The organism is Microbacterium sp. UBA3394, assembly GCF_002358725.1.
Classification (GTDB): Bacteria; Actinomycetota; Actinomycetes; order Actinomycetales; family Microbacteriaceae; genus Microbacterium; species Microbacterium luteum.
In genome coordinates, this window is sequence record NZ_DEPK01000102.1 from 59711 (window position 1) to 78294 (window position 18584).

Genomic DNA, 18584 nt, shown 5'->3' on the forward strand with positions numbered 1-18584 from the left:
GCCGGGTTCAGCTGGCGCTCTGCGCCGAGCGGCGCCCGAGTGCGAACGAGACGGCGGCGAGGGCGGCACACGCGCCCACGACGACCGCGAAGCCCACCGCGCCGCCGCCGGCGAGCGGCGCGGCGACGGCCGCCGCGATGAACTGGACGCAGCCGATGAGCGCCATCGCGGTGCCCGCCCGCGGCCGGTTGTGAGCGACGGCGAGGGCGGTCGCGGGACCGAAGACGAGACCCATGCTCGCGTTGAGCAGGAGCATGCCGACCGCCGCCAGCCACAGCCATCCGGCCGCGACCGCGACCGACAGCGCCGCGCCGACGGCGATCACGGCCGCGCCGGCGCACATCAGGGCGAGGCCGGTCGCGACGAGCCGCGGCGGCCCGACGCGGGTCGCCGCGAGCGCGGTGAGGAGGCTGACGCCGATGAGGGCGACGCCGTTGACGGCGAACACGAGGGCGAACGTGCCCGGAGAGAGGCCGAGGGTCTCCTGGAACAGGAACGGCGATGCCGAGATGTAGGCGAACACCGCGCCGAAGCCGAACCACACGACAGCCGCGTTCGGCAGGTATCCCTCGGCGCGGACGACCAGCGCCCAGTCGCGCAGGAGGTGCGTTCGGCGCCCCGGAGCCCGCGGCGCCGTCGTCTCGGGCACGCCGATCCACACCGCGACGGCGAGGATCGCCGCGAATACGGCGAGAGCGGCGAAGATGCCGCGCCACCCCCAGAGCGCGAGCGCGAGCGCTCCGCCGAGCGGCCCGAGGACCGGGCCGGTGGAGGTGATCATGCCGAGCAGCGAGAAGACGCGGGGCGCGGTGCGGGCATCGGTGACGTCGGCCGCCGCCGCGCGGCCCACGACCATTCCCGCCGACGCGCTCACTCCGATCGCGGCGCAGGCCGCGACGAGCACGGGGAGCGACCCCGTGAGCGCGGCGCCGGCGGATGCCGCGGCCGCGGCCGCCGGCCCCGCGATCAGCAGCAGCCGTCGTCCGATGCGGTCCGAGATCGGGCCGAGGATCAGCTGTCCGGCGGCCATGCCGAGCGTGAAGGCCGACAGGGTCAGCTGCACGCGATCGGCCGGCACGGCGAAATCGGCCGCGATCGCGGGGAGGGCGGGGAGGAAGGTGTCGGTCCCGAAGGGGCCGAGGAGCGACAGCCCGCCGAGCACGGCGATCAGCGCGGCGAACCGCGGCGACGCCGGCTCGGGCCTGGTCGCCGTCACGCGAGGTCTCCGTGGCCGCCGTGGCCACTGTCGCCGCGCTCGCCGGACGCGGACGCGGGGCCGGCGTCGGGCGGCGCGTACACCGCGGCGTCCGAGACGTCGGCGTAGAGGAGCGGGGCGATCGGGTCGATCTCCTCCTCCGCGAGCTGCCCGATGAGACCGGCGGTGCGGGCGAGGAGTGCGAAGCCGCGCAGCATCGTGACGGGGAGTCCGGCGTCGACGAGCGCCGCGCCGCACACGCCCGCGCCGTTGAGCGGCAGCCGGACGCCGAGCACGTCGGGATGGACGCGCCCGATCCCCTCGAACAGAGCCAGGTGCGGGCCGTACACGCCCTCGGCGCGCGCGATCCCGACGAGCGCCGCGACGCGCGGGTCGGAGGTGTGCACGGGGTGGCCGAGCCCCGGGACCCGCCGCCGGCCCTCGGCGCGACTGCGCGCGAGGATGCCGCGCGCCGCGGCATCCCACCCCGCCGCGTCGTCGGCGGCGAGGTGCCCGTGCGATGCGACGGCGTCGCTCAGGTAGCGCCCGGTGTCCTCCGTTACGCCGAGGAAGCGGGACCCGCCGCCGAGCAGCCCAGCCGCGATCGCGCCCTGCAGGGCGTCGGGCGCGCTGTAGTACGTCAGGCGTGCGGCGAGCGCGGTGGGGGTGAAGCCGTGGTCGGCGAGGCCGACCAGTACGGCCTCGAAAACGCGACGCTGCCCGGCCGTCGGTCGCCGTCTCGCGGCGAGCCAGTAGGCGAGCTCGCCGAAGGACACGTCCCGCATGAGGTCGCCGATGTCGGTTCCCATCACGCGGATGCCGGTCGGGGTGCTCTCGCCGATCGCCGTGCGGTATTGCCGGTCACCCATCGCGGGCACCGCCTCTCGTCTCGTCGCGGAGCTCGTCGCGGACCGTCGCCGTGTGCTCGCCGAGGACCGGAGGTGCGCCCCGATACCGCGGCGGCGTCGCCGACAGCCGCAGCGGCGAGCGGATGCCGGGGATCGCGCCGACCGCGCCATCCGCGCCGTCCGCGCCCAGTCGCAGGACGGGGTCGAGGCCGAGGCGCTCCGCCAGGGCGATCCCCTCATCGAGCGTGTTGATCGGTCCGCACGGGACACCGGCCGCGGTGAGTGCCGCGAACCAGTCCGCACTCGTCCGCGTCGCCAGCGCGGCGGTGAGGAGCCTTCGGAGCGCCTCGCGGTTCGTGTTGCGGTCGGCGCTCGAGGCGAAGCGGGCGTCGTCCACCCACTCGGGGTGCCCGAGGGTCTCCGCCAGCCGCGCGAACTGGCGGTCATTGGCGGCGACGACGACGAGCAGCCCGTCGGACGTCGGCAGCGGCTCGTAGGGGAACAGACTCGGGTGCGCGTTCCCCCACCGGCGCGGGGGAGCGCCGGTCGCGACGGTCGCCACCGCGTGGTTCGCCATCGCCGCGAGGGCGGTCGAGAGGAGGTTCACCTCGACGTGCTGACCCTCGCCGGTGCGGTCGCGGTGCCGCAGCGCGGCGAGGATGCCGATCACCGCGTTCATGCCCGTCATCACGTCAAACACCGACACGGCGCTGCGCTGCGGGTCGCCGTCGGGCGCACCAGTCATGCTCATGAGCCCCGACATCGCCTGCACGATGAGGTCGTACCCGGGGAGCGCGGCGCCCGCGCCGGAGCCGAAGCCGCTGATCGAGCAGTAGACGACCGCGGGGTTGAGCTTCGCGACGGAGGCGTGGTCGAGTCCGAAGCGGGCGAGGGCGCCGGGGCGGAAGTTCTCGATGACGACGTCGGCACGGGCCACCAGTCGGTGGGCCGTGCCGCGGTCGTCCGGATCGGCGAAGTCGAGGACGACCGAGCGCTTGCCGCGGTTGACCGACAGGTAGTACGTCGACACGCCGCCCGTCTCCGGCGGCATCCAGTGCCGTGTCTCGTCGCCCGCGGGCGACTCCACTTTGAAGACGTCGGCGCCGAGGTCGGCCAGCAGCTGGGTGGCGTAGGGACCGGCGAGCACGCGCGAGAGGTCGGCGACGACGATGCCGTCGAGGGCGCCCGTCACCGCGCTCTCAGCTCCGCCGGGTCGGTGCCGGCCCACGCGGCGCGGAGGATGCGCACGAGGTCGGCGGCCGCGACGGGACGCGGATTGGTCGGCGGCACCGACGGGAGGATGATCTCCGCCGCCTCCTCGATGGACGCCTCCTCGAACCCGAGGTCCCGCAGCGCCCGCGGCGCGTCTAGCTCCTCTCGGAGGGCGACGAGACCGGCGAGAGGGTCGTCGGCGCCGAAGGCCGCCTGCAGCCGCCGGGCAGCGTCCGGGGCCGAGTCGACGTTGAACGCCGTGACGTACGGGAGGACGACGGCGTGCGTCTGCGCGTGCGGCAGGCCGTATGTGCCGCCGAGCGCGTGGCAGATCTTGTGGTGCAGCCCTGACCCCGCCGACGCGAACGACACGGCGGCGAGGTACGCGCCGTAGAGCGCCTCGTCGCGTCCCGGTAGCCCCTGCGGGTCGGCGACGATGCCGCGGAGGCCGCCGGCGAGGGCACGGATGGCCTCGGCGCCGAGGGCAGCGTTGATCGGGTCGGCGCGCGGCGCCCACAGCGCGTCGACGCAGTGCGCGATGCCGTTGAGTCCGGATGCTACCGACAGCGCGACCGGAAGGCTGAGGGTGAGTTCGGAGTCGTAGACGACGCTGACGGGCAGCACGCGGGGTTCGACGCCGGTCGTTTTGCGCTCGGCCTCGGTCAGGCCCCACACGTTCGTCGCCTCGGAGCCGGCGTAGGTCGTCGGGACCGCGATGATGGGGAGTCCCGTCTCGAGCGCGATGGCCTTCGCCATCCCCGTCGTCGAGCCGCCGCCGACGGACACAAGCAGGTCGACCGACGCCTCGATCGCCGCCGCGCGGGCCGCGACGGCGATGTCGACCGGAACATGCTGGGCGATCTCGGTCCACTCGAGCACCGGCTCGATCCGGCCGGCCGCCCGCGCGACGAGCTGCGCCTCGTCGGCGCTCGCGAGCACCATGACGCGCCGGGCGCCGAGTCGCTCGACCTCGTCTCGCACATGCTCGGACGCCGCTCCGGCGCCGAACAGCACGCGCTGCGGCAGGGCGTCGTGCACGAAGCGGAGGGGAGTGGACTGCGCTGACATCATCGTCTCCTCGTCGGGGAAGGTCCTGCTGGGGAAGGGTGCGAGTGCTTTCCAGCATCCCGCGCGGGACGGCTCGGGGGGCGCCTGGGCGGTCCGATGTGACTAAGCGTGCCGTCTCGCGTGAACGAGTCGGCCGCTTCCGGACGACAGGCTGATTCACGCGCATACGATCTCGGCAAGCGGTCGACGACGATGCGCGAACGCTGCTTCGAAGAAGAAGAACACAGGCGAAAGGACTCTCCGTGACCTATCTCACCGGTTCCCACCACGTGACGCTGTCGGTCGGCGGCGCCCAGGAGGACGTCGACTTCCACACCCGCGTGCTGGGCTTGCGATTCATCAAGAAGACGGTGCTGTACGACGGGTCGACCCCCGTCTACCACCTCTACTACTCCAACGCCGCCGGCGACCCCTCGTCGGTCGTGACGACGTTCCCGTGGGCGCAGCACGGCATCTACGGCAGCCGCGGCACCAACCAGGCGCGCGAGGTCATGCTCTCGGTTCCGGTCGACTCGCTCGAGTACTGGAGCAGGCGCCTCACCGAGCACGGCGTGGACAACGTCCGCACCGACGCGTTCGGCACGCCGCGCGTGGAGTTCGCTCACCCCTGCGGCATCGAGTACGTGCTGATCGAGCAGCCCGGAGACACCCGCGTCGGCTACACCGAGAACGGCGTCCCGGCCGAGTACGCGATCCACGGTCTCTACGGCGTCGGCATCCACGTCTACGACCAGGACCGCATGGTCGACTTCGCCGAGCAGGTGTTCTTCGCCTCGAGCGCGATCGAGGAGGAGGGCGACCGTGCCCGCTTCCGCGTCGGGACGGCCGAGTTCGGAAACTTCATCGAGTTGACCGGCAACCGCACCGAGGACCAGGGCACCTGGCGCTACGGCGCGGGCGCCTACCACCACTTCGCGTGGAACCTCGACACCCTGGAGAACCAGGAGGCGGTCAAGTTCGACATCGAGGGCGCCGGGTACACAGACATCTCCGAACTCAAGAACCGCACCTACTTCAAGTCGCACTACGTCCGTACGCCGGGCGGCGCGCTGTTCGAGCTCGCCGTCACCCACAACGAGGGCGGCTGGGACTGCGACGAGTCGCCCGAGGAGCTCGGCAAGGCCTTCATGCTCCCGCCGCAGTTCGAGAACGAGCGGGTGTCGATCATGTCGCAGCTCGAGCCCATCACCACCTGAGCAGGCTCCGGGGGCCGGCCGATCGCGCCGCCGAGCCGGCCGGCCCCCGGTCCACCCGAACGGAGCGACCATGGTCCACGACCCCTCCGCCGCACTCGCCGAATGGGGCGAGCCCGCCGCCACGGCCACCGTCGCCGTGCTCGCGGTGCACGGCCGCGGACTGTCGCCGGAATGGATGCGGGAGGCCTCGGCGCGCTTCGCCGCGGCGCCGACCCGGTTCTTCGCCCCCGCGGCGGCCGGCGGCACGTGGTACCCGCACCCGTTCCAGCGGCCGCGCGAGGAGAACGAGCCCGCGCTGACCTCGGCTCTCGCCGTCGTCGATGCGGCGCACGAGCGGATCGCGCGGGTGGGGTTCCCACCCGCGCGGATCGTCGTGTGGGGGTTCTCGCAGGGCGCGTGCCTGCTGAGCGACTGGCTGCTTTCCCGCGAGCCCACGGCCGGTTCCGCCCTGCTGTTCACGGGCGGGTTCCTGGCGGCGGAGCCGCCGGCGGCATCCGTTGCGGGGACTCCCGCGCGGCGCGTCGTGATGAGGAGCATCTCGGAGGACCCCTTCGTCCCCGCCGATCGCGTGCGGCAGACGGCGGCGGAGCTGCGTCGACGCGGCAGCGACGTCGACGTCCGCATCGATCCGGGCATCGAGCACATCATCTCGGACGAGGCATTCGCCACGGGCTCGGCTCTGATCGCCGAGGCGGGGTCAATCTGACCGGCGCCGGGCGGGTCTCGGAGGTGCGAGGACGCTCGTCGCTCGGGGAGTGCCCGTACTGACGGCGGAACACATGCGCGAAGCTCGACGGCGACCCGAACCCGACCTTCTCCGCGATCTCGCCGATCGTGTGCGTCCGCCACGCCGGATCGCGAAGCATCGCGCGCCCCCGGGCGAGCCGGAGTTCGGTGATCGTCGCGGCAACGGTGGCGTTCTCGGCGGCGAAGGATCTCGCCAGCTGGCGCTCGCTCACTGACAGGCCCTGCGCGACGCGTCGGACGCTCAGCCCTGTATCGGCTAAATGGTCGAGGATAAACTGTCGCGCGAGGGTTACGTGGCGCTTTCCGCCGCACGCCGCGACAAGGCAGGCGATCGCGTCGTCGCGCACGTGGTCGGCGGCGATTCGGCCGCGCAGGGCGCCCCGCAGCCGCGCGATGCGTTCGTCGTCGGGGCCGTGACCGCCGGAGGTGACCATCCGGCGCACGATCCGCGGCTCCGGGATCGCACGCTCGCCGGTGCGGAGGGTGAACAGGGCGCGCGGCAGCCGGATCGACAGGACGCGGCTCGCGGTGGAGTACCCCTGGATGCCGGGTTGGTCGGAGTCCAGGACGAGCGCGTCCCCGGGCTCGAGCACGACTGTGCCGCCGCGGTGGTGGTGGAAGGCCGACCCCGATAACAGCAGGGTGAGCATCACCGTGTCGGACGGGTGCGCGCTGATGTCGGCGGGCGTCCGCTGCACGATGAACTCGTTGCTGGCCCCCTCCGAAATGAGCACGCCATCGGGTTCAATCTGTCGGAGAGAGATCACGGCTCCGTCAGCGGACAGCGACGTCGATTGCGTGGCGAGCACCCGTTCCCGGGCGAACGCTGCCCAGGCCTGGGTACGCTCCGCGCTGCGGCGGTTTGACGTCGTGAACCCCCGCACGGGGAACGCCTCCGGTGCATCGCTCGACTGTGGAGACATCATCGTTCCTCGGACAAGATCAGGCAGTTGTGCCAGAGCCGGCGCTGCCGGCATCTTCAGTCTGCCATATATCTGTCTGACAGGAGAGGCCCCCTGAGGATGGCTCGATGTGCTTCGCAGTTCTCGGACGACCGCGCTGTCGACTTTCCTCTGGGCTGGGCGTGTGAACACCCTCGCGCTTGGCGCCGGAGGAAACAAGTCCAAGCTAGCTGACAGCAAGCTAGCAATCTTGCTGACATCTCAGTAGTGTGGCAGGCGAGTGCTACCCACGCGCCCGCTCGAAGGAGAGAAAACATGGCAACCTTGCAGCACGTCAGCACCGCGCGCGAGGCACGTCGAGCTGCTTTTGGCAGCTATCTCGGTGCCACTCTGGAGTTCTACGACTTCACCCTTTATGCCACGGCATCCGCCCTGGTATTCCCTGCGGTGTTCTTTACTGGCGTCAGTCCTGCGCTCGGCGCGGTGCTGTCCTACGTCACTCTCGCGATCGGCTACGTGGCTCGACCGGCCGGCGCTATCCTTTTCGGGCACTTCGGCGATCGCATCGGGCGCAAGCGGATGCTGGTCATCACGATCGTCGTGATGGGGGTGGCGTCGATCGGAATCGGGCTCATCCCACCAGCGGCGTCGATCGGCGCTGCTGCGCCAATCCTGCTTGTGGTGTTGCGCCTCGTGCAGGGCGTGGCCGTCGGCGGCGAGTGGGCTGGTGCGAGCCTTATGTCCATCGAACACGCTCAGGAAAAGCGCCGGGGGCTTGCCGGAGCTGTCGTGCAGAGCGGTGGCCCGAGCGGTGCTGTCCTCGCGACCCTTGTGTTCGCGCTCATCTCTCTGATGCCGCCAGAGCAGCTACTCTCCTGGGGCTGGCGCATACCGTTCCTCGCGTCGATCCTCGTCGTCATCCTCGCCGTGCTGATCCGGCTCACCGTGACTGAGTCACCGGAGTTCGAGCGCGCCAAGGAACATCTCGACATTGCCCGCATCCCGATAATCAGCGCGTTCGCAGAAAACTGGCGCAGCATCCTTCTCGTCATTCTCACGGCTCTATCTCCCTTCTTCCTGCAGTCGCTCACAGCGACATTCGGCCTGGGCTTTGCGGTGGCGCACGGCAACTCACAGGCCGACACTCTGTGGATGCTCACGATCTCGAACTTCTTGACCATTTTCGCGACGCTGGCCTTCGCGGCGCTGTCTGACCGTGTCGGGCGCACGAAGGTCATGATCGTCGGATTCATTCTCGGAGCCGTCCTTGTATGGATCGCATTCGCCCTGCTGACGCTGCCGAGCCTCGCTGCCGTGCTCGTCGCGTTCGTCCTGCTCACGCCTATCGGTAACGCGATGGTGACTGGACCTCTCGCCGCATACATGGCAGACCTCTTCCCGGTGCACAACCGCTTCACGGGCGTCGGCATCTCGTACCAGGTCGCGGCCACCCTCGCGGCGGGCTTCGCCCCGCTGGTCGCCACCGGCCTGGTCGGAGCAGCGGGCGGCGCGACGTTCCTCCTGACCGGGCTCGTCTCCGTGCTCGGCTTGGTCGGCGTTGTCGCAGTGATTCTCAGCCGCACGGTTCGGATGGCGGGCAAGGCCTGAGCCGCACGGCACGTGCACGCTGGACTTACGCCAAGCGCATATACGCGAACGAGGAGAGGAGCCGGTCACCGTGATCGACAAGACCGTGCCGGATGCCGCGACGGCGATCTCCGGCATCCGCGACGGCGCGACGATCATGATCGGCGGGTTCGGTCGCGCCGGACAGCCCGTCGAGCTCATCGACGCCCTCATCGCGCACGGCGCAGGCGACCTCGTGATCGTGAGTAACAACGCGGGGAACGGCGACACGGGGCTCGCGGCGTTGCTCGCCGCTGGGCGCGTGCGCAGGGTCGTCTGCTCCTTCCCGCGGCAGCACGACTCGTGGGTGTTCGACGACCTATACCGCTCCGGGAGGATCGAGCTCGAGCTCGTCCCGCAGGGCAACCTCGCCGAGCGCATCCGCGCCGCGGGTGCCGGCATCGGCGCCTTCTACACGCCGACCGGCGTCGGCACGCAGCTCGCCGACGGCAAGGAGACGCGGGTCATCGACGGGCGCACCTACCTGCTCGAGTACACGTTGCGCGCCGATGTCGCGCTCGTCTCGGCGCTGCGGGCGGACCGGTGGGGCAACCTCGTCTACCGTGAGACGGCACGGAACTTCGGTCCGATCATGGCCGCCGCCGCGACGACGACCGTCGCGCAGGTCGACGAGGTCGTGTCTCTCGGCGCGCTCGACCCCGAGTCGATCGTCACCCCCGGGATCTTCGTCGACCGCGTCGTCGCGGTGGGGGAGCGGGCCTGGCTGCGGGATGGCCGGTTCGTCGGAGGCGTCGACATCGAGGGCGCGCCGCTCGCGGCGGCCGCGGGCGAAGGGCAGAGCGACGACGAGGGCGCCCGATGAGCACGCGGATCAGTCGTGACGATCTGGCGGCACGGATCGCCGCCGACATCCCGGAGGGCTCCTACGTCAACCTGGGCATCGGCGCTCCGACGCTCGTGGCGAACTTCCTGCCGGCGGGCCAGGAGATCATCCTGCACACCGAGAACGGCCTGCTCGGCATGGGCGAGGCGCCCGCGGCGGGGCTCGTCGACCCCGACCTGATCAACGCGGGCAAGCAGCCGGTCACCGCCCTGCACGGCGCGGCGTACTTCCACCACGCCGACTCCTTCGCGATGATGCGCGGCGGTCACCTCGACGTGTGCGTGCTCGGCGCGTTCCAGGTCGCGCAGAACGGCGACCTCGCCAACTGGTCGACCGGAGCGCCCGGCGCGATCCCGGCGATCGGGGGCGCGATGGACCTCGCGATCGGTGCGAAGAACGTCTACGTCATGACCGATCTGCTCACGCGCGACGGCGTCTCCAAGCTCGTCGAGCGCTGCACCTATCCGCTCACCGGAGCCGCCTGCGTCACCCGCGTCTACACCGATCACGCGATCTTCGACGTCACCGAGCGCGGCTTCGCCGTGCGCGAGGCATTCGGGGACAACACGACGGCCTCGCTCGCGGCGCTGACGGGCCTCGACCTGACCGAACCGCGTCCGACCGAAACCGAACCGGAGCACCGATGACCGCCTCCTTCATCTACGACGCCGTCCGCACGCCCTTCGGCCGCGCCGGGGGCGCGCTCTCCGGCATCCGCCCCGACGACCTCGCCGCGCTGGTGATGCGGGCATCCGTCGAGCGCGCCGGGATCGACCCGGCGCGGATCGACGACGTCGTCTTCGGCGACGCCAACCAGGCTGGCGAGGACAACCGCAACGTCGCGCGCTTCGGCGCACTGCTCGCGGGCTTCCCGACGAGCGTCACCGGCGTGACGGTCAACCGGCTCTGCGCGTCGAGCGTCGAGGCCGTCGTCCAGGGGTCGCGGGCGATCGAGGCGGGGGACGCCGACATCGTGCTCGCGGGCGGTGTCGAGTCGATGAGCCGTGCGCCGTTCGTCGTGGAGAAGTCGCCGAAGCCGTGGCCGAGCGTCGGCAACCAGACGCTGTGGAACACCTCCATCGGCTGGCGGATGACGAACCCGGCGCTGCCGACGCACTGGAGCATCAGCAACGGGGAGTCGGCCGAGAAGATCGCCCGCGAGTGGGGCATCTCCCGCGATGCGCAGGACACCTTCGCCGTGCGCTCGCACCGACTCGCCGCGCAGGCGTGGGCCGACGGCGTGCACGACGACGAGATCGTCGCGGTCCCCGGAGCGGCACTGACGCGCGACGAGGGCATCCGCGACGACACATCGGTCGAGAAGCTCGCGGGGCTCCGCGCGCTGTTCGCCGCCGACGGCACGGTGACGGCCGGCAACTCCTCGTCGATCAACGACGGCGCCTCGGCGGTCCTGCTCGGCGCGGAGGGCGCGGTGGATGCCGAGCCGCTCGCCCGCATCGCGGGGCGCGGTGCGCACGGCGTCAACCCCGACGACTTCCCGATCGCGCCCATCGAGGCGGCGAACAAGGCCCTCGCTCGAGCGGGCCGCTCGTGGGCGGACGTCGACATCGTCGAGCTCAACGAGGCGTTCGCCTCGCAGTCGCTGGCGTGCCTCGCGGGATGGCCGGACCTCGACCCGGCGAAGCTCAACATCCATGGCGGCGCCCTCGCTATCGGTCACCCGCTCGGCGCGTCGGGCGGGCGCATCATCGGCCACGCCGCGCACGAGCTCGCCCGCCGCGGCGGAGGCGTCGCCGTCGCGGCGATCTGCATCGGCGTCGGGCAGGGCCTCGCGGTCGTCCTCGAGCGCTGAGACAGTGCTCACTCCCGCTGGCTGGGGTCGGCTCCGCAGACAATGGGCGCAGTGAGCCGTCAGCGTTTGCTTCACCCTAATCGAAGTGGCTGAGTCGACGAACGTGGCCGGTGGATGGCCGCAAGGGTGAATCAGTGCCAGGGAGCGGGGGCATCGAACCTTCCGTGATCCGGCCGCCATCGCCTGTGCCGAGGGATCGATCGCATCTGTGACCGGGACTCTCTCCTCGATCTATTGGTGGTGATCTGGGGCCGCGACCCTCGAGTAGGATCTGCCACTTCGCTTGGAATCGTGGGGCGGGACATTTCGAGACAACGAGCCTCGCTCGCGCTTTCCCAGATTCGATGGTGCTGAGGAGCGAGTGGACCGACCGATGCTCTCAAATAGCGCGGATGGCCTGACCGGCGAGGTCGGTGAGCATTCGGTTGGGTGCGACGATGCTGGTGACGAGTTCGAGGGCGGAGCGGACCCACCGATCTGGATCGGCGTCGAACCTGTAGCCGAGGGCTGATCGGAACTGTTCGCGCAGGTTGACGGGCAGCGTTTGCGAGAGTTCCTCGGCAAAGCGCTGGGCTCGATGCATCTCCGGCGTGAGGGTCACCCGCGCAGTGTGCATCCCCATCGGGCGGGGCGGGACCTCGGTTGCGGTGCGGATGTCGTCGGTGGTGGAGGTGGCCCAGTCCTCATCGAGGTTCGTGGCTGTCGGTATGGCAACCTGTTGCGTCGCGGCGATCGCATCCCGGCCCAACGCGAGAGAAAGCCCGCCGGGGTCCTCATGATAGTTGAGGTAGCGGGCGACGTCGATGCCGGGTGGGCAGACCTCGGCGAGTTCTACATCGCCGACGAAGTTGCTCGGGTCGATCAGCCAGCTCTCGCGCACGACGATGTCCTGTCTGAGGTGCACCCGATACGGGTAGAACTGCTTTCCGTCATCGCCCTGATCGTCGAGGCGGCGCAGCATGTTGTGAATTGCCGCCTCATACGTGCCCACGTGGAGCGCCTTCGCCCGCTGTCGGTCAGCCCACGCTGCGACCCGGGCGTCGCCACCCATCATGAGCCTGGTCTGTGGTGTGAGTCCTGCCGCGGGGTCGATCCCTACGGGAGGCCAGTCGGCATGCGTGCTTGTGTGGTACCAGGAGAACCGCGGGACGTTCTCGTCGACGAGGGCTGGATCGTTCGGGTCGACGGTGACTCGCGGTGCGTTCTCCTCGGTGCAGTCGACGCCACATCCCGGGCACCTCTCGTGGCCCTGAGCCCAACGTTCAATCCAGTCAAGATCGACAGTCCACCGGTGTCCGCACTTTGTGCAGAGGAAGTGGCGGTCACGGTGGAAGTCGATCGGTCGCTCAACCCGCGCGTCAGACCCCTGCGCGGGAGTCCGGATCGGCTTCATTCCAGCGGCGTCCTCCACAGCATGATTCTCGCCCATCTCCGATGCTCGCAGAGCGCCCTTTGGCACGTTGCTGGTGGCGCGAGGGACGCATTTCGGCTGGCTGTCTCACTTACCATGAGATTGTGATTTTCGCAATTCTCTGCGAGGATTGGCGTATGGCTGATGACCCGGTAGTCGCGCGCGTCAACGAAGTGATCGAGCGCACGGGCCTAAGCAAGAAGGATTTCGCCAAAGCGATCGGCATTGACGGTCCGAAGCTTGCGAAGTCGCTGGTTGGCAAACGCAGGTTTACCTCTCTCGAGTTGGCGCTGGTCGCGGAGCAGGGAGATACCACCGTCGATTGGCTGCTGACTGGTGATTCGACGCGCGAGTTGGTGCTCGCGCACCGGGCCGCTGAGCATGCGATCGAGGCGAGTGACTTGCTCGGGCGGGAGACGATCGAGATGCTCGTCGAAAAGCTCGAGGGTCTTCAGTTCTTGGGGCGCCCGCTGCCGTTCCCTGCATTGCCGTCGAAGCCCACGGTGGGTGGATACGTAAAGCAGGCGCAGAGACTCGCCGATGAGTACCTGCAGATGCTGGGTTCCCTCGTGGGAGGTCTGACGAACTCGGAACTGATCGGGTTGATCGAGGACAGGTTCGGCATCGACGTGGTCGTTACGAGCTTGCCGGAGGCCTGCGATGGGCTGTCCTTCTCGGACGGGGGTGTGCGAGCGATCGTCCTTGCCACTTCGGACGCGCCGTTCCGGCAACGGTTCACCCTTGCGCACGAGATTGCGCACTTGGCATTCGGTGATTCCAAGGACGCGGTTATCGAGGAGCGGCTGTGGTCGGACAAGACGCAAACGGAGAGCCGAGCGAACACCTTCGCTGCCAGCTTCCTCGCCCCGAAGAGTGAGATCGTCGCGCGGCTTGCGGGACGTTCTGCGGTGGATGCGTTCGACGATCTGGTGTTGCACTTCCAGATGTCGCCGAGTGCGATGTCGTGGCGGCTACTCAACGAGCAGTTGATCTCTCAAGAGGACCAGCGGCGACTGGAGTCGCAGACCGCTCGCGCAACGGCAATGCGCGCGGGGGAGGCAGCGGAGCACACGAACCGTGCCCGGCTCGCAGGAGTTCCCAGGCCGGCACAGCGTTTGGTCGACGCGTATCTCGACGCCTATCGTGATGGAGCCACAACGCTAAGGCCCGCCGCCAATCTGCTTGGCCAGCCGGTGGAACAGCTCGAGTTGTACTTCGTCGACAGCGCGTCTGCGGATGACAGCGCGCTGCACTTTGCCTAGGCGCTGCGTTGCAGTACCTGTTCCCGGACAACTCGGTCATCGTCTGCTTCGCTCGCGCTGAAGAGCTCGACGTTCTCGAACAGTATCTGCGGGGCAAGGGGCGCGTCGTTGAAGCGGTCTCCCGGGAGATTTCAGACTCTGCCGGGCACGTCCCGGCGCTCAGCGGGCTAGACCAGCAGGTGTGGTTCGGCGATCCGATCCCGGTCGTCGGCGCCGCGAACATCCGGGCCGTGGAAGGCGTTCGCATCGCCGTGTTCGGTGGAGGCAAGGCCAAGCCTCGCGAACACCTGGGCGAAAGCCAGACGCTTCACCTTCTACGCACGGACGTCGACTACCAGGACTCGATCTGGCTCACGGAAGATCGAGAGGCCTTCCGGTTCGCGCAACGCCAGCACATCACTACTCGCGACGCATTCGGGATCCTCTGTGACATGGTCGGCTACCTCGATCTGTCCATCGAGCGGGCGTTCGAGGTGGCCCAGCACATCCTCGATGCCGGTGAGCCTATGCTCCGCGAACCGTCATCGCCTCGCGACTTCCTCGTCTGACTCACGCCACCCCCATGCCCCGGCGGGGGCATCCTTGTCGTGTTGCGATTATCGCAAGCCGTGGTAGCATTGCGATTATCGCAAGCAACCCGATTGCGTGGGCGGCTCCGGCCGTGCGGCACGAGACAAGGAGCCCGGACGTGGCATCTCCGATTCACATCTACATCGACGGGGAACAGGTACGAGTGCCGCGGCGCCGCCTGTCCGGGGCGGAACTGCGGGCACTGGTCTCGCCGCCCGCGGACACCATCTGGGTCGACGTCCCGGACGCGCAGGACCGGCCGGTCGCCCCGGACCAGGTCATCGAGCTGGAGGACGGCGTCCGGTTCTTCACCGACCGCTCACGCACGATCTACCTCGACAAGGTCCCCTACGAGGTGCGATCGGCGGTGATCTCCGAGACCGACCTGCGTGCCCTGCTGACCCCGCCGGTCGGACCCGAACGTGGCGTGTGGAAGGACATCCCCGACGACATCGACGACCCGCTCTCGCCGGGAGAACTGGTCCGCGTCACCGATGGCGATCGCTTCTTCACCAAGCTGCTGCCGCAGCGCGAGATCCACATCGTCGTGAACGGCCGCCGGAAGACCGTCGCCGACCGGGTGGTCAGCTACGAGCAGGTCGTGGCCATCGCCTTCCCCGACGGCCCCACCGGCGAGAACGTCACCTACAGCGTCGTCTACAGCAAGGCGGTCGCGCCCAAGCCGGAGGGCACGCTCGCCGAGGGCGGCCAGGTCACCGTGAAGGACGGAACCCGCTTCAATGTCACACCCACTGATAAGTCGTAACCCCGACCTGCGGCGACTGCGCGACGAGGGGTACGAGGTCTCCATCCTCAACGCACACCTCCTCGTCAGGCACGTCCCCTACGTCGACAGCGCCAAGCAGGTGAGGTACGGCACGCTCGTATCCGATCTCACCCTCGCCGGCGACGACACGAAGACACCGGAGAACCACGTCGCCTACTTCGTCGGGGATCAGCCGTGCGATGCTGACGGTCGCCCGCTGAGCAAGCTGATCCTCGACGGACAGTCGCCCTACCCGGTTGGCGCGGGCGTCACAGCCACCTGGTGGTTCTCAAGCAAGCCGATCCCGCCGGCACGCTACGAGGACTACCACGAGAAGATGACCACCTACGCTGCCGCTCTCAGCGGCCACGCCGAGTTGCTCGACCTCACCGCGACCGCCCGCACCTTCCGCGTGGTCGATGCGGCCGAGGACGATGTGTTCAGCTATCACGACACTGCGAGCTCCCGTGCTGGCATCGCCGCGATCAGCCAGACACTTCGGACAGGACCGGTCGCCGTCATAGGGCTCGGTGGGACGGGCGCCTACCTGCTGGACTTCCTGGCCAAGACCCCCGCGGCGGAGATCCACCTGTTTGACCCGGATACGTTTCTGCAACACAACGCATTCCGCAGCCCCGGCGCCGCCACCATCGAGCAACTGCAGGCTCAACCGGCCAAGGTCGACTACCTCGCCAGCGCGTACGCCGCGATGCGCCGCAGCATCATCCCGCATCCGGTCGAGATCACCACAGAGAACCTCCAGCTGCTGGAAGGGATGCAGTTCGTGTTCCTCGCGATCGACAACGGTCCCGCGAAGGCTCCGATCATCGAACATCTCGAGTTGCGCGGCATCCCATTCGTGGACGTCGGAATGGGCCTGTACGCCACCGAGTCCCGCATCGGCGGCATCGTACGCAGCACGCTCAGCACCGACCGTCCCGGCAGCCGCACCGCCGCCCGCGCCCGGATCTCGACCAGCGACGCCGGCCCCGGCGAGTACAACACGAACATTCAGATCGCCGAGCTCAACGCCCTCAACGCCGCCCTCGCGATCATCCAGTACAAGAAGCACCTCGGCTTCTACGACGACGCAGACGACACCCACTTCGCTGGATATGTCATCGACGCGAACAGCATCGTGAACGAAGACGGTCCCCAATGACCGACACATTCCATCCCGTCTTCGTCGACGAGATCCCCGAGGACCTCGCCCCCGACACCCTGTACATCTGCATCCCGTACGCGACAGCGGTGCACCGGTGCGCTTGCGGGTGCGGCAACGAGGTCGTGACGCCACTCACTCCGGTCGACTGGCGTCTCAGCTTCAACGGCCGCGTCTCGCTGTCGCCCTCGATCGGCAACTGGAGCTTCCCCTGCCGATCCCACTACTGGATCACCGACGAGCGCGTGCACTGGTCGACCACCTGGGACGACGAACGGATCGAGCGCAACCGTGCACGCGACCGCATCGCCAAGGAAGAGTTCTTCGGCGACGGCGCAGAGCGCGTCGAACCACCCGCAACAGCGGAGAAGCGACGTTGGTGGAGGTTGTGGCGACGGCCGGCAGCCACACGAAGAGGATCCTTGTGAACGGACCAACGGCTACAGCATGAGAACTGGCGTCGTTCACGGAACGCTCCAGCTTCGCTCAGGTTCATGCCGCATCTCGTATGGTGAGCGGAGAAAAGCGGTCGGATGGTGCGGAGGTCGGGATGGGGAGGGTGACGTCTGGGGCGCGTGTGGTGCGCCTACCCACGCCTGTTGGGAGACAGAGCGAAGTGGTCTATCTGGACTCGGATCGGGACCAGGTCGTCTTGGGTACCGCAGGGTCGGGAAAGACAACGATGGCCGTCCATCGCGCCATCTATCTCGCGAACTCCATGCTCGGCCACGGAGGGCGCACGCTGCTGGTGACATGCAACACGGCACTCACGGGGTACCTGAAGCACCTTGCAGGCAACTCGGGCGACCTCGACATCCGCACGTACCACCATGTCGCGCGGGGCTACCTCAACAGTCGGAATCTGATGCACTACGGCGCGATCGTCGACGATCGCCCTCGACGGACACTCCTCACGAAAGCGCTCGAAGACGCTCAGGTGGCGTCCAAACCGTCCGAGATGTTCTCAAAGCCGCTGGACTTCTTCAAGGACGAGTTCGACTGGATCTCAGGTCACGGCTATCGAGAACGGGCCGCGTACATGGCGGTGGAGCGGCGGGGGCGGATCGACCCCTTGCGTACGTCCCAGCGGGAGGTGGTGTGGGCAGCCCGTGAGGCGTATCTGGCGCGTCGCGCGGCGGCGGGCCTCTCTTATGACTGGTGGGACCTTCCCTCCGCGATGCTCAACGCGCTGACGGCGGATGCGTCGCCGAGGATGTACCGCCATGTGGTGATCGACGAGGCTCAGGATCTGCCACCAGAGGCGATCCGTTCGCTGAAGCATCTTGTGCAGCCCGGCGGAACGGTGACACTGTTCGCGGACTATGCGCAGCAGCTGTACGGGCAACGCAGCTCCTACGCGGCCTGCGGACTCAAGATCTCGAAGGTCGAGGAGTTCAAGGAGAACTACCGCAACAGCGCGGGGATCGCGAAGCTGGCGATTGCGACCGCGGATCTGCCCCACTTCCGCGACCGTACGACGGGCGGGTGACGCTCGTCGCCCGCGATCAAGCTCCCCGGCTCGACCTCGAGAGTCTCGTCACACAGTCCGACCCGAAGGCGCTCGTCTACGCCTGCGGACCGGACCGCATGCTCACATCGCTCGAGGAGCTCCTGGGGCGACGCGGCGAGATCGATCGCCTGAGAACGGAGCGCTTCGAACCTGTGGAACTGGGTGACACCGCCGACGAGCCGTTCGAGATCGAGGTCGCGTCGTCCGGGGAGGTCATTCCCGTGGCCGGTGACGAGACCGCGCTCGACGCTCTCGAACGCGCCGGCGTGTACGTCCCGTATTCCTGCCGCGAAGGAACCTGCGGAACCTGTGAAGTGGCGGTCGCGATCGGGATACCGGAGCACCGCGATTCGATCCTCACCGAACGCGAGAGACGCGCGAACGACGTGATGTACCCGTGCGTGTCGCGCGCAGTCACACCGCGACTCACCCTGGACCTATGAGCCTGTACA

Annotated in this window: 19 protein-coding genes; 13 read left to right on the plus strand and 6 right to left on the minus strand. The window is 68.8% G+C overall.

The window, feature by feature from the left end; translation table 11 throughout:
- Positions 1-7: 7 nt before the first annotated feature.
- From B4E30_RS06340 to B4E30_RS06355, 4 genes are read right to left on the minus strand one after another with little or no spacing between them, the layout of a single operon-like run.
- Positions 8-1216, minus strand: coding sequence for a Bcr/CflA family efflux MFS transporter (locus tag B4E30_RS06340; RefSeq protein WP_286794067.1), 1209 nt, complete (start codon positions 1214-1216; stop codon positions 8-10).
- Positions 1213-2064, minus strand: a complete 852-nt coding sequence (locus B4E30_RS06345; RefSeq protein ID WP_286794070.1) for a citryl-CoA lyase — start codon at positions 2062-2064, stop codon at positions 1213-1215. Before B4E30_RS06345 ends, B4E30_RS06340 begins: the two co-directional genes overlap by 4 nt.
- Positions 2057-3235, minus strand: a complete 1179-nt coding sequence (locus B4E30_RS06350) for a CaiB/BaiF CoA transferase family protein (RefSeq protein WP_286794072.1) — start codon at positions 3233-3235, stop codon at positions 2057-2059. The genes B4E30_RS06345 and B4E30_RS06350 overlap by 8 nt, the downstream gene beginning before the upstream one ends.
- Positions 3232-4323 carry a maleylacetate reductase gene (locus B4E30_RS06355; protein ID WP_414683188.1) on the minus strand — a complete coding sequence of 364 codons (1092 nt, stop codon included), beginning with the start codon at positions 4321-4323 and terminating at the stop codon, positions 3232-3234. Before B4E30_RS06355 ends, B4E30_RS06350 begins: the two co-directional genes overlap by 4 nt.
- A 242-nt stretch (positions 4324-4565) precedes the next feature.
- Here B4E30_RS06355 and B4E30_RS06360 point away from each other — a divergent pair, with 242 nt between their 5' ends.
- On the plus strand, positions 4566-5519 hold the full coding sequence (locus tag B4E30_RS06360; protein ID WP_286794077.1) for a VOC family protein: 954 nt from the start codon (positions 4566-4568) through the stop codon (positions 5517-5519).
- A gap of 70 nt (positions 5520-5589) precedes the next feature.
- The gene (locus B4E30_RS06365) at positions 5590-6225 is read left to right on the plus strand and encodes an alpha/beta hydrolase (protein ID WP_286794079.1); all 636 of its coding nucleotides are present in this window, start codon (positions 5590-5592) and stop codon (positions 6223-6225) included.
- Here the strand turns inward: B4E30_RS06365 and B4E30_RS06370 are convergent.
- Positions 6164-7033 (minus strand): helix-turn-helix transcriptional regulator, encoded by an 870-nt coding sequence (locus tag B4E30_RS06370; RefSeq protein ID WP_286794081.1) that lies wholly within the window; start codon positions 7031-7033, stop codon positions 6164-6166. The genes B4E30_RS06365 and B4E30_RS06370 overlap by 62 nt on opposite strands.
- A gap of 450 nt (positions 7034-7483) precedes the next feature.
- Here B4E30_RS06370 and B4E30_RS06375 point away from each other — a divergent pair, with 450 nt between their 5' ends.
- From B4E30_RS06375 to B4E30_RS06390, 4 genes are all read left to right on the plus strand, one after another.
- On the plus strand, positions 7484-8776 hold the full coding sequence (locus B4E30_RS06375; protein ID WP_286794083.1) for an MFS transporter: 1293 nt from the start codon (positions 7484-7486) through the stop codon (positions 8774-8776).
- A 70-nt stretch (positions 8777-8846) separates the two neighbouring features.
- Positions 8847-9617 (plus strand): 3-oxoacid CoA-transferase subunit A, encoded by a 771-nt coding sequence (locus B4E30_RS06380; RefSeq protein ID WP_286794084.1) that lies wholly within the window; start codon positions 8847-8849, stop codon positions 9615-9617.
- Positions 9614-10285, plus strand: a complete 672-nt coding sequence (locus tag B4E30_RS06385; protein ID WP_286794085.1) for a 3-oxoacid CoA-transferase subunit B — start codon at positions 9614-9616, stop codon at positions 10283-10285. Before B4E30_RS06380 ends, B4E30_RS06385 begins: the two co-directional genes overlap by 4 nt.
- On the plus strand, positions 10282-11451 hold the full coding sequence (locus B4E30_RS06390; RefSeq protein ID WP_286794087.1) for a thiolase family protein: 1170 nt from the start codon (positions 10282-10284) through the stop codon (positions 11449-11451). Before B4E30_RS06385 ends, B4E30_RS06390 begins: the two co-directional genes overlap by 4 nt.
- 379 nt (positions 11452-11830) lie before the next feature.
- Here B4E30_RS06390 and B4E30_RS06395 read toward each other — a convergent pair whose 3' ends face one another.
- Positions 11831-12862 (minus strand): hypothetical protein, encoded by a 1032-nt coding sequence (locus B4E30_RS06395; RefSeq protein WP_286794088.1) that lies wholly within the window; start codon positions 12860-12862, stop codon positions 11831-11833.
- Between the two features lie 137 nt (positions 12863-12999).
- Here B4E30_RS06395 and B4E30_RS06400 point away from each other — a divergent pair, with 137 nt between their 5' ends.
- The 7 genes from B4E30_RS06400 (at position 13000) to B4E30_RS06430 (ending at position 18575) form a co-directional block, all read left to right on the plus strand.
- Complete coding sequence (locus tag B4E30_RS06400) at positions 13000-14124, plus strand: ImmA/IrrE family metallo-endopeptidase (protein ID WP_286794089.1); 1125 nt, start codon at positions 13000-13002, stop codon at positions 14122-14124.
- Between the two features lie 8 nt (positions 14125-14132).
- Positions 14133-14672 (plus strand): hypothetical protein, encoded by a 540-nt coding sequence (locus tag B4E30_RS06405; RefSeq protein ID WP_286794090.1) that lies wholly within the window; start codon positions 14133-14135, stop codon positions 14670-14672.
- 140 nt (positions 14673-14812) lie between these two features.
- Complete coding sequence (locus tag B4E30_RS06410) at positions 14813-15460, plus strand: multiubiquitin domain-containing protein (RefSeq protein ID WP_286794091.1); 648 nt, start codon at positions 14813-14815, stop codon at positions 15458-15460.
- On the plus strand, positions 15435-16622 hold the full coding sequence (locus B4E30_RS06415) for a ThiF family adenylyltransferase (RefSeq protein WP_286794092.1): 1188 nt from the start codon (positions 15435-15437) through the stop codon (positions 16620-16622). Before B4E30_RS06410 ends, B4E30_RS06415 begins: the two co-directional genes overlap by 26 nt.
- The gene (locus tag B4E30_RS06420) at positions 16619-17050 is read left to right on the plus strand and encodes a DUF6527 family protein (protein ID WP_286794093.1); all 432 of its coding nucleotides are present in this window, start codon (positions 16619-16621) and stop codon (positions 17048-17050) included. The genes B4E30_RS06415 and B4E30_RS06420 overlap by 4 nt, the downstream gene beginning before the upstream one ends.
- Positions 17051-17172: 122 nt before the next feature.
- A complete protein-coding gene (locus B4E30_RS06425) occupies positions 17173-18111 on the plus strand; it encodes a UvrD-helicase domain-containing protein (protein ID WP_286794094.1) in 939 nt (312 codons plus the stop codon).
- Positions 18108-18575 (plus strand): flavin reductase family protein, encoded by a 468-nt coding sequence (locus B4E30_RS06430; RefSeq protein WP_286794096.1) that lies wholly within the window; start codon positions 18108-18110, stop codon positions 18573-18575. Before B4E30_RS06425 ends, B4E30_RS06430 begins: the two co-directional genes overlap by 4 nt.
- Positions 18576-18584 lie beyond the last annotated feature (9 nt).

Coding starts and splice junctions, on each gene's coding strand:
- B4E30_RS06345 (WP_286794070.1), bottom strand. CDS start 2,064: ATGGGTGACCGGCAATACCGCACGGCGATCGGCGAGAGCACCCCGACC.
- B4E30_RS06355 (WP_414683188.1), bottom strand. CDS start 4,323: ATGTCAGCGCAGTCCACTCCCCTCCGCTTCGTGCACGACGCCCTGCCG.
- B4E30_RS06365 (WP_286794079.1), top strand. CDS start 5,590: ATGGTCCACGACCCCTCCGCCGCACTCGCCGAATGGGGCGAGCCCGCC.
- B4E30_RS06375 (WP_286794083.1), top strand. CDS start 7,484: ATGGCAACCTTGCAGCACGTCAGCACCGCGCGCGAGGCACGTCGAGCT.
- B4E30_RS06385 (WP_286794085.1), top strand. CDS start 9,614: ATGAGCACGCGGATCAGTCGTGACGATCTGGCGGCACGGATCGCCGCC.
- B4E30_RS06390 (WP_286794087.1), top strand. CDS start 10,282: ATGACCGCCTCCTTCATCTACGACGCCGTCCGCACGCCCTTCGGCCGC.
- B4E30_RS06400 (WP_286794089.1), top strand. CDS start 13,000: ATGGCTGATGACCCGGTAGTCGCGCGCGTCAACGAAGTGATCGAGCGC.
- B4E30_RS06415 (WP_286794092.1), top strand. CDS start 15,435: ATGTCACACCCACTGATAAGTCGTAACCCCGACCTGCGGCGACTGCGC.
- B4E30_RS06420 (WP_286794093.1), top strand. CDS start 16,619: ATGACCGACACATTCCATCCCGTCTTCGTCGACGAGATCCCCGAGGAC.
- B4E30_RS06425 (WP_286794094.1), top strand. CDS start 17,173: ATGGGGAGGGTGACGTCTGGGGCGCGTGTGGTGCGCCTACCCACGCCT.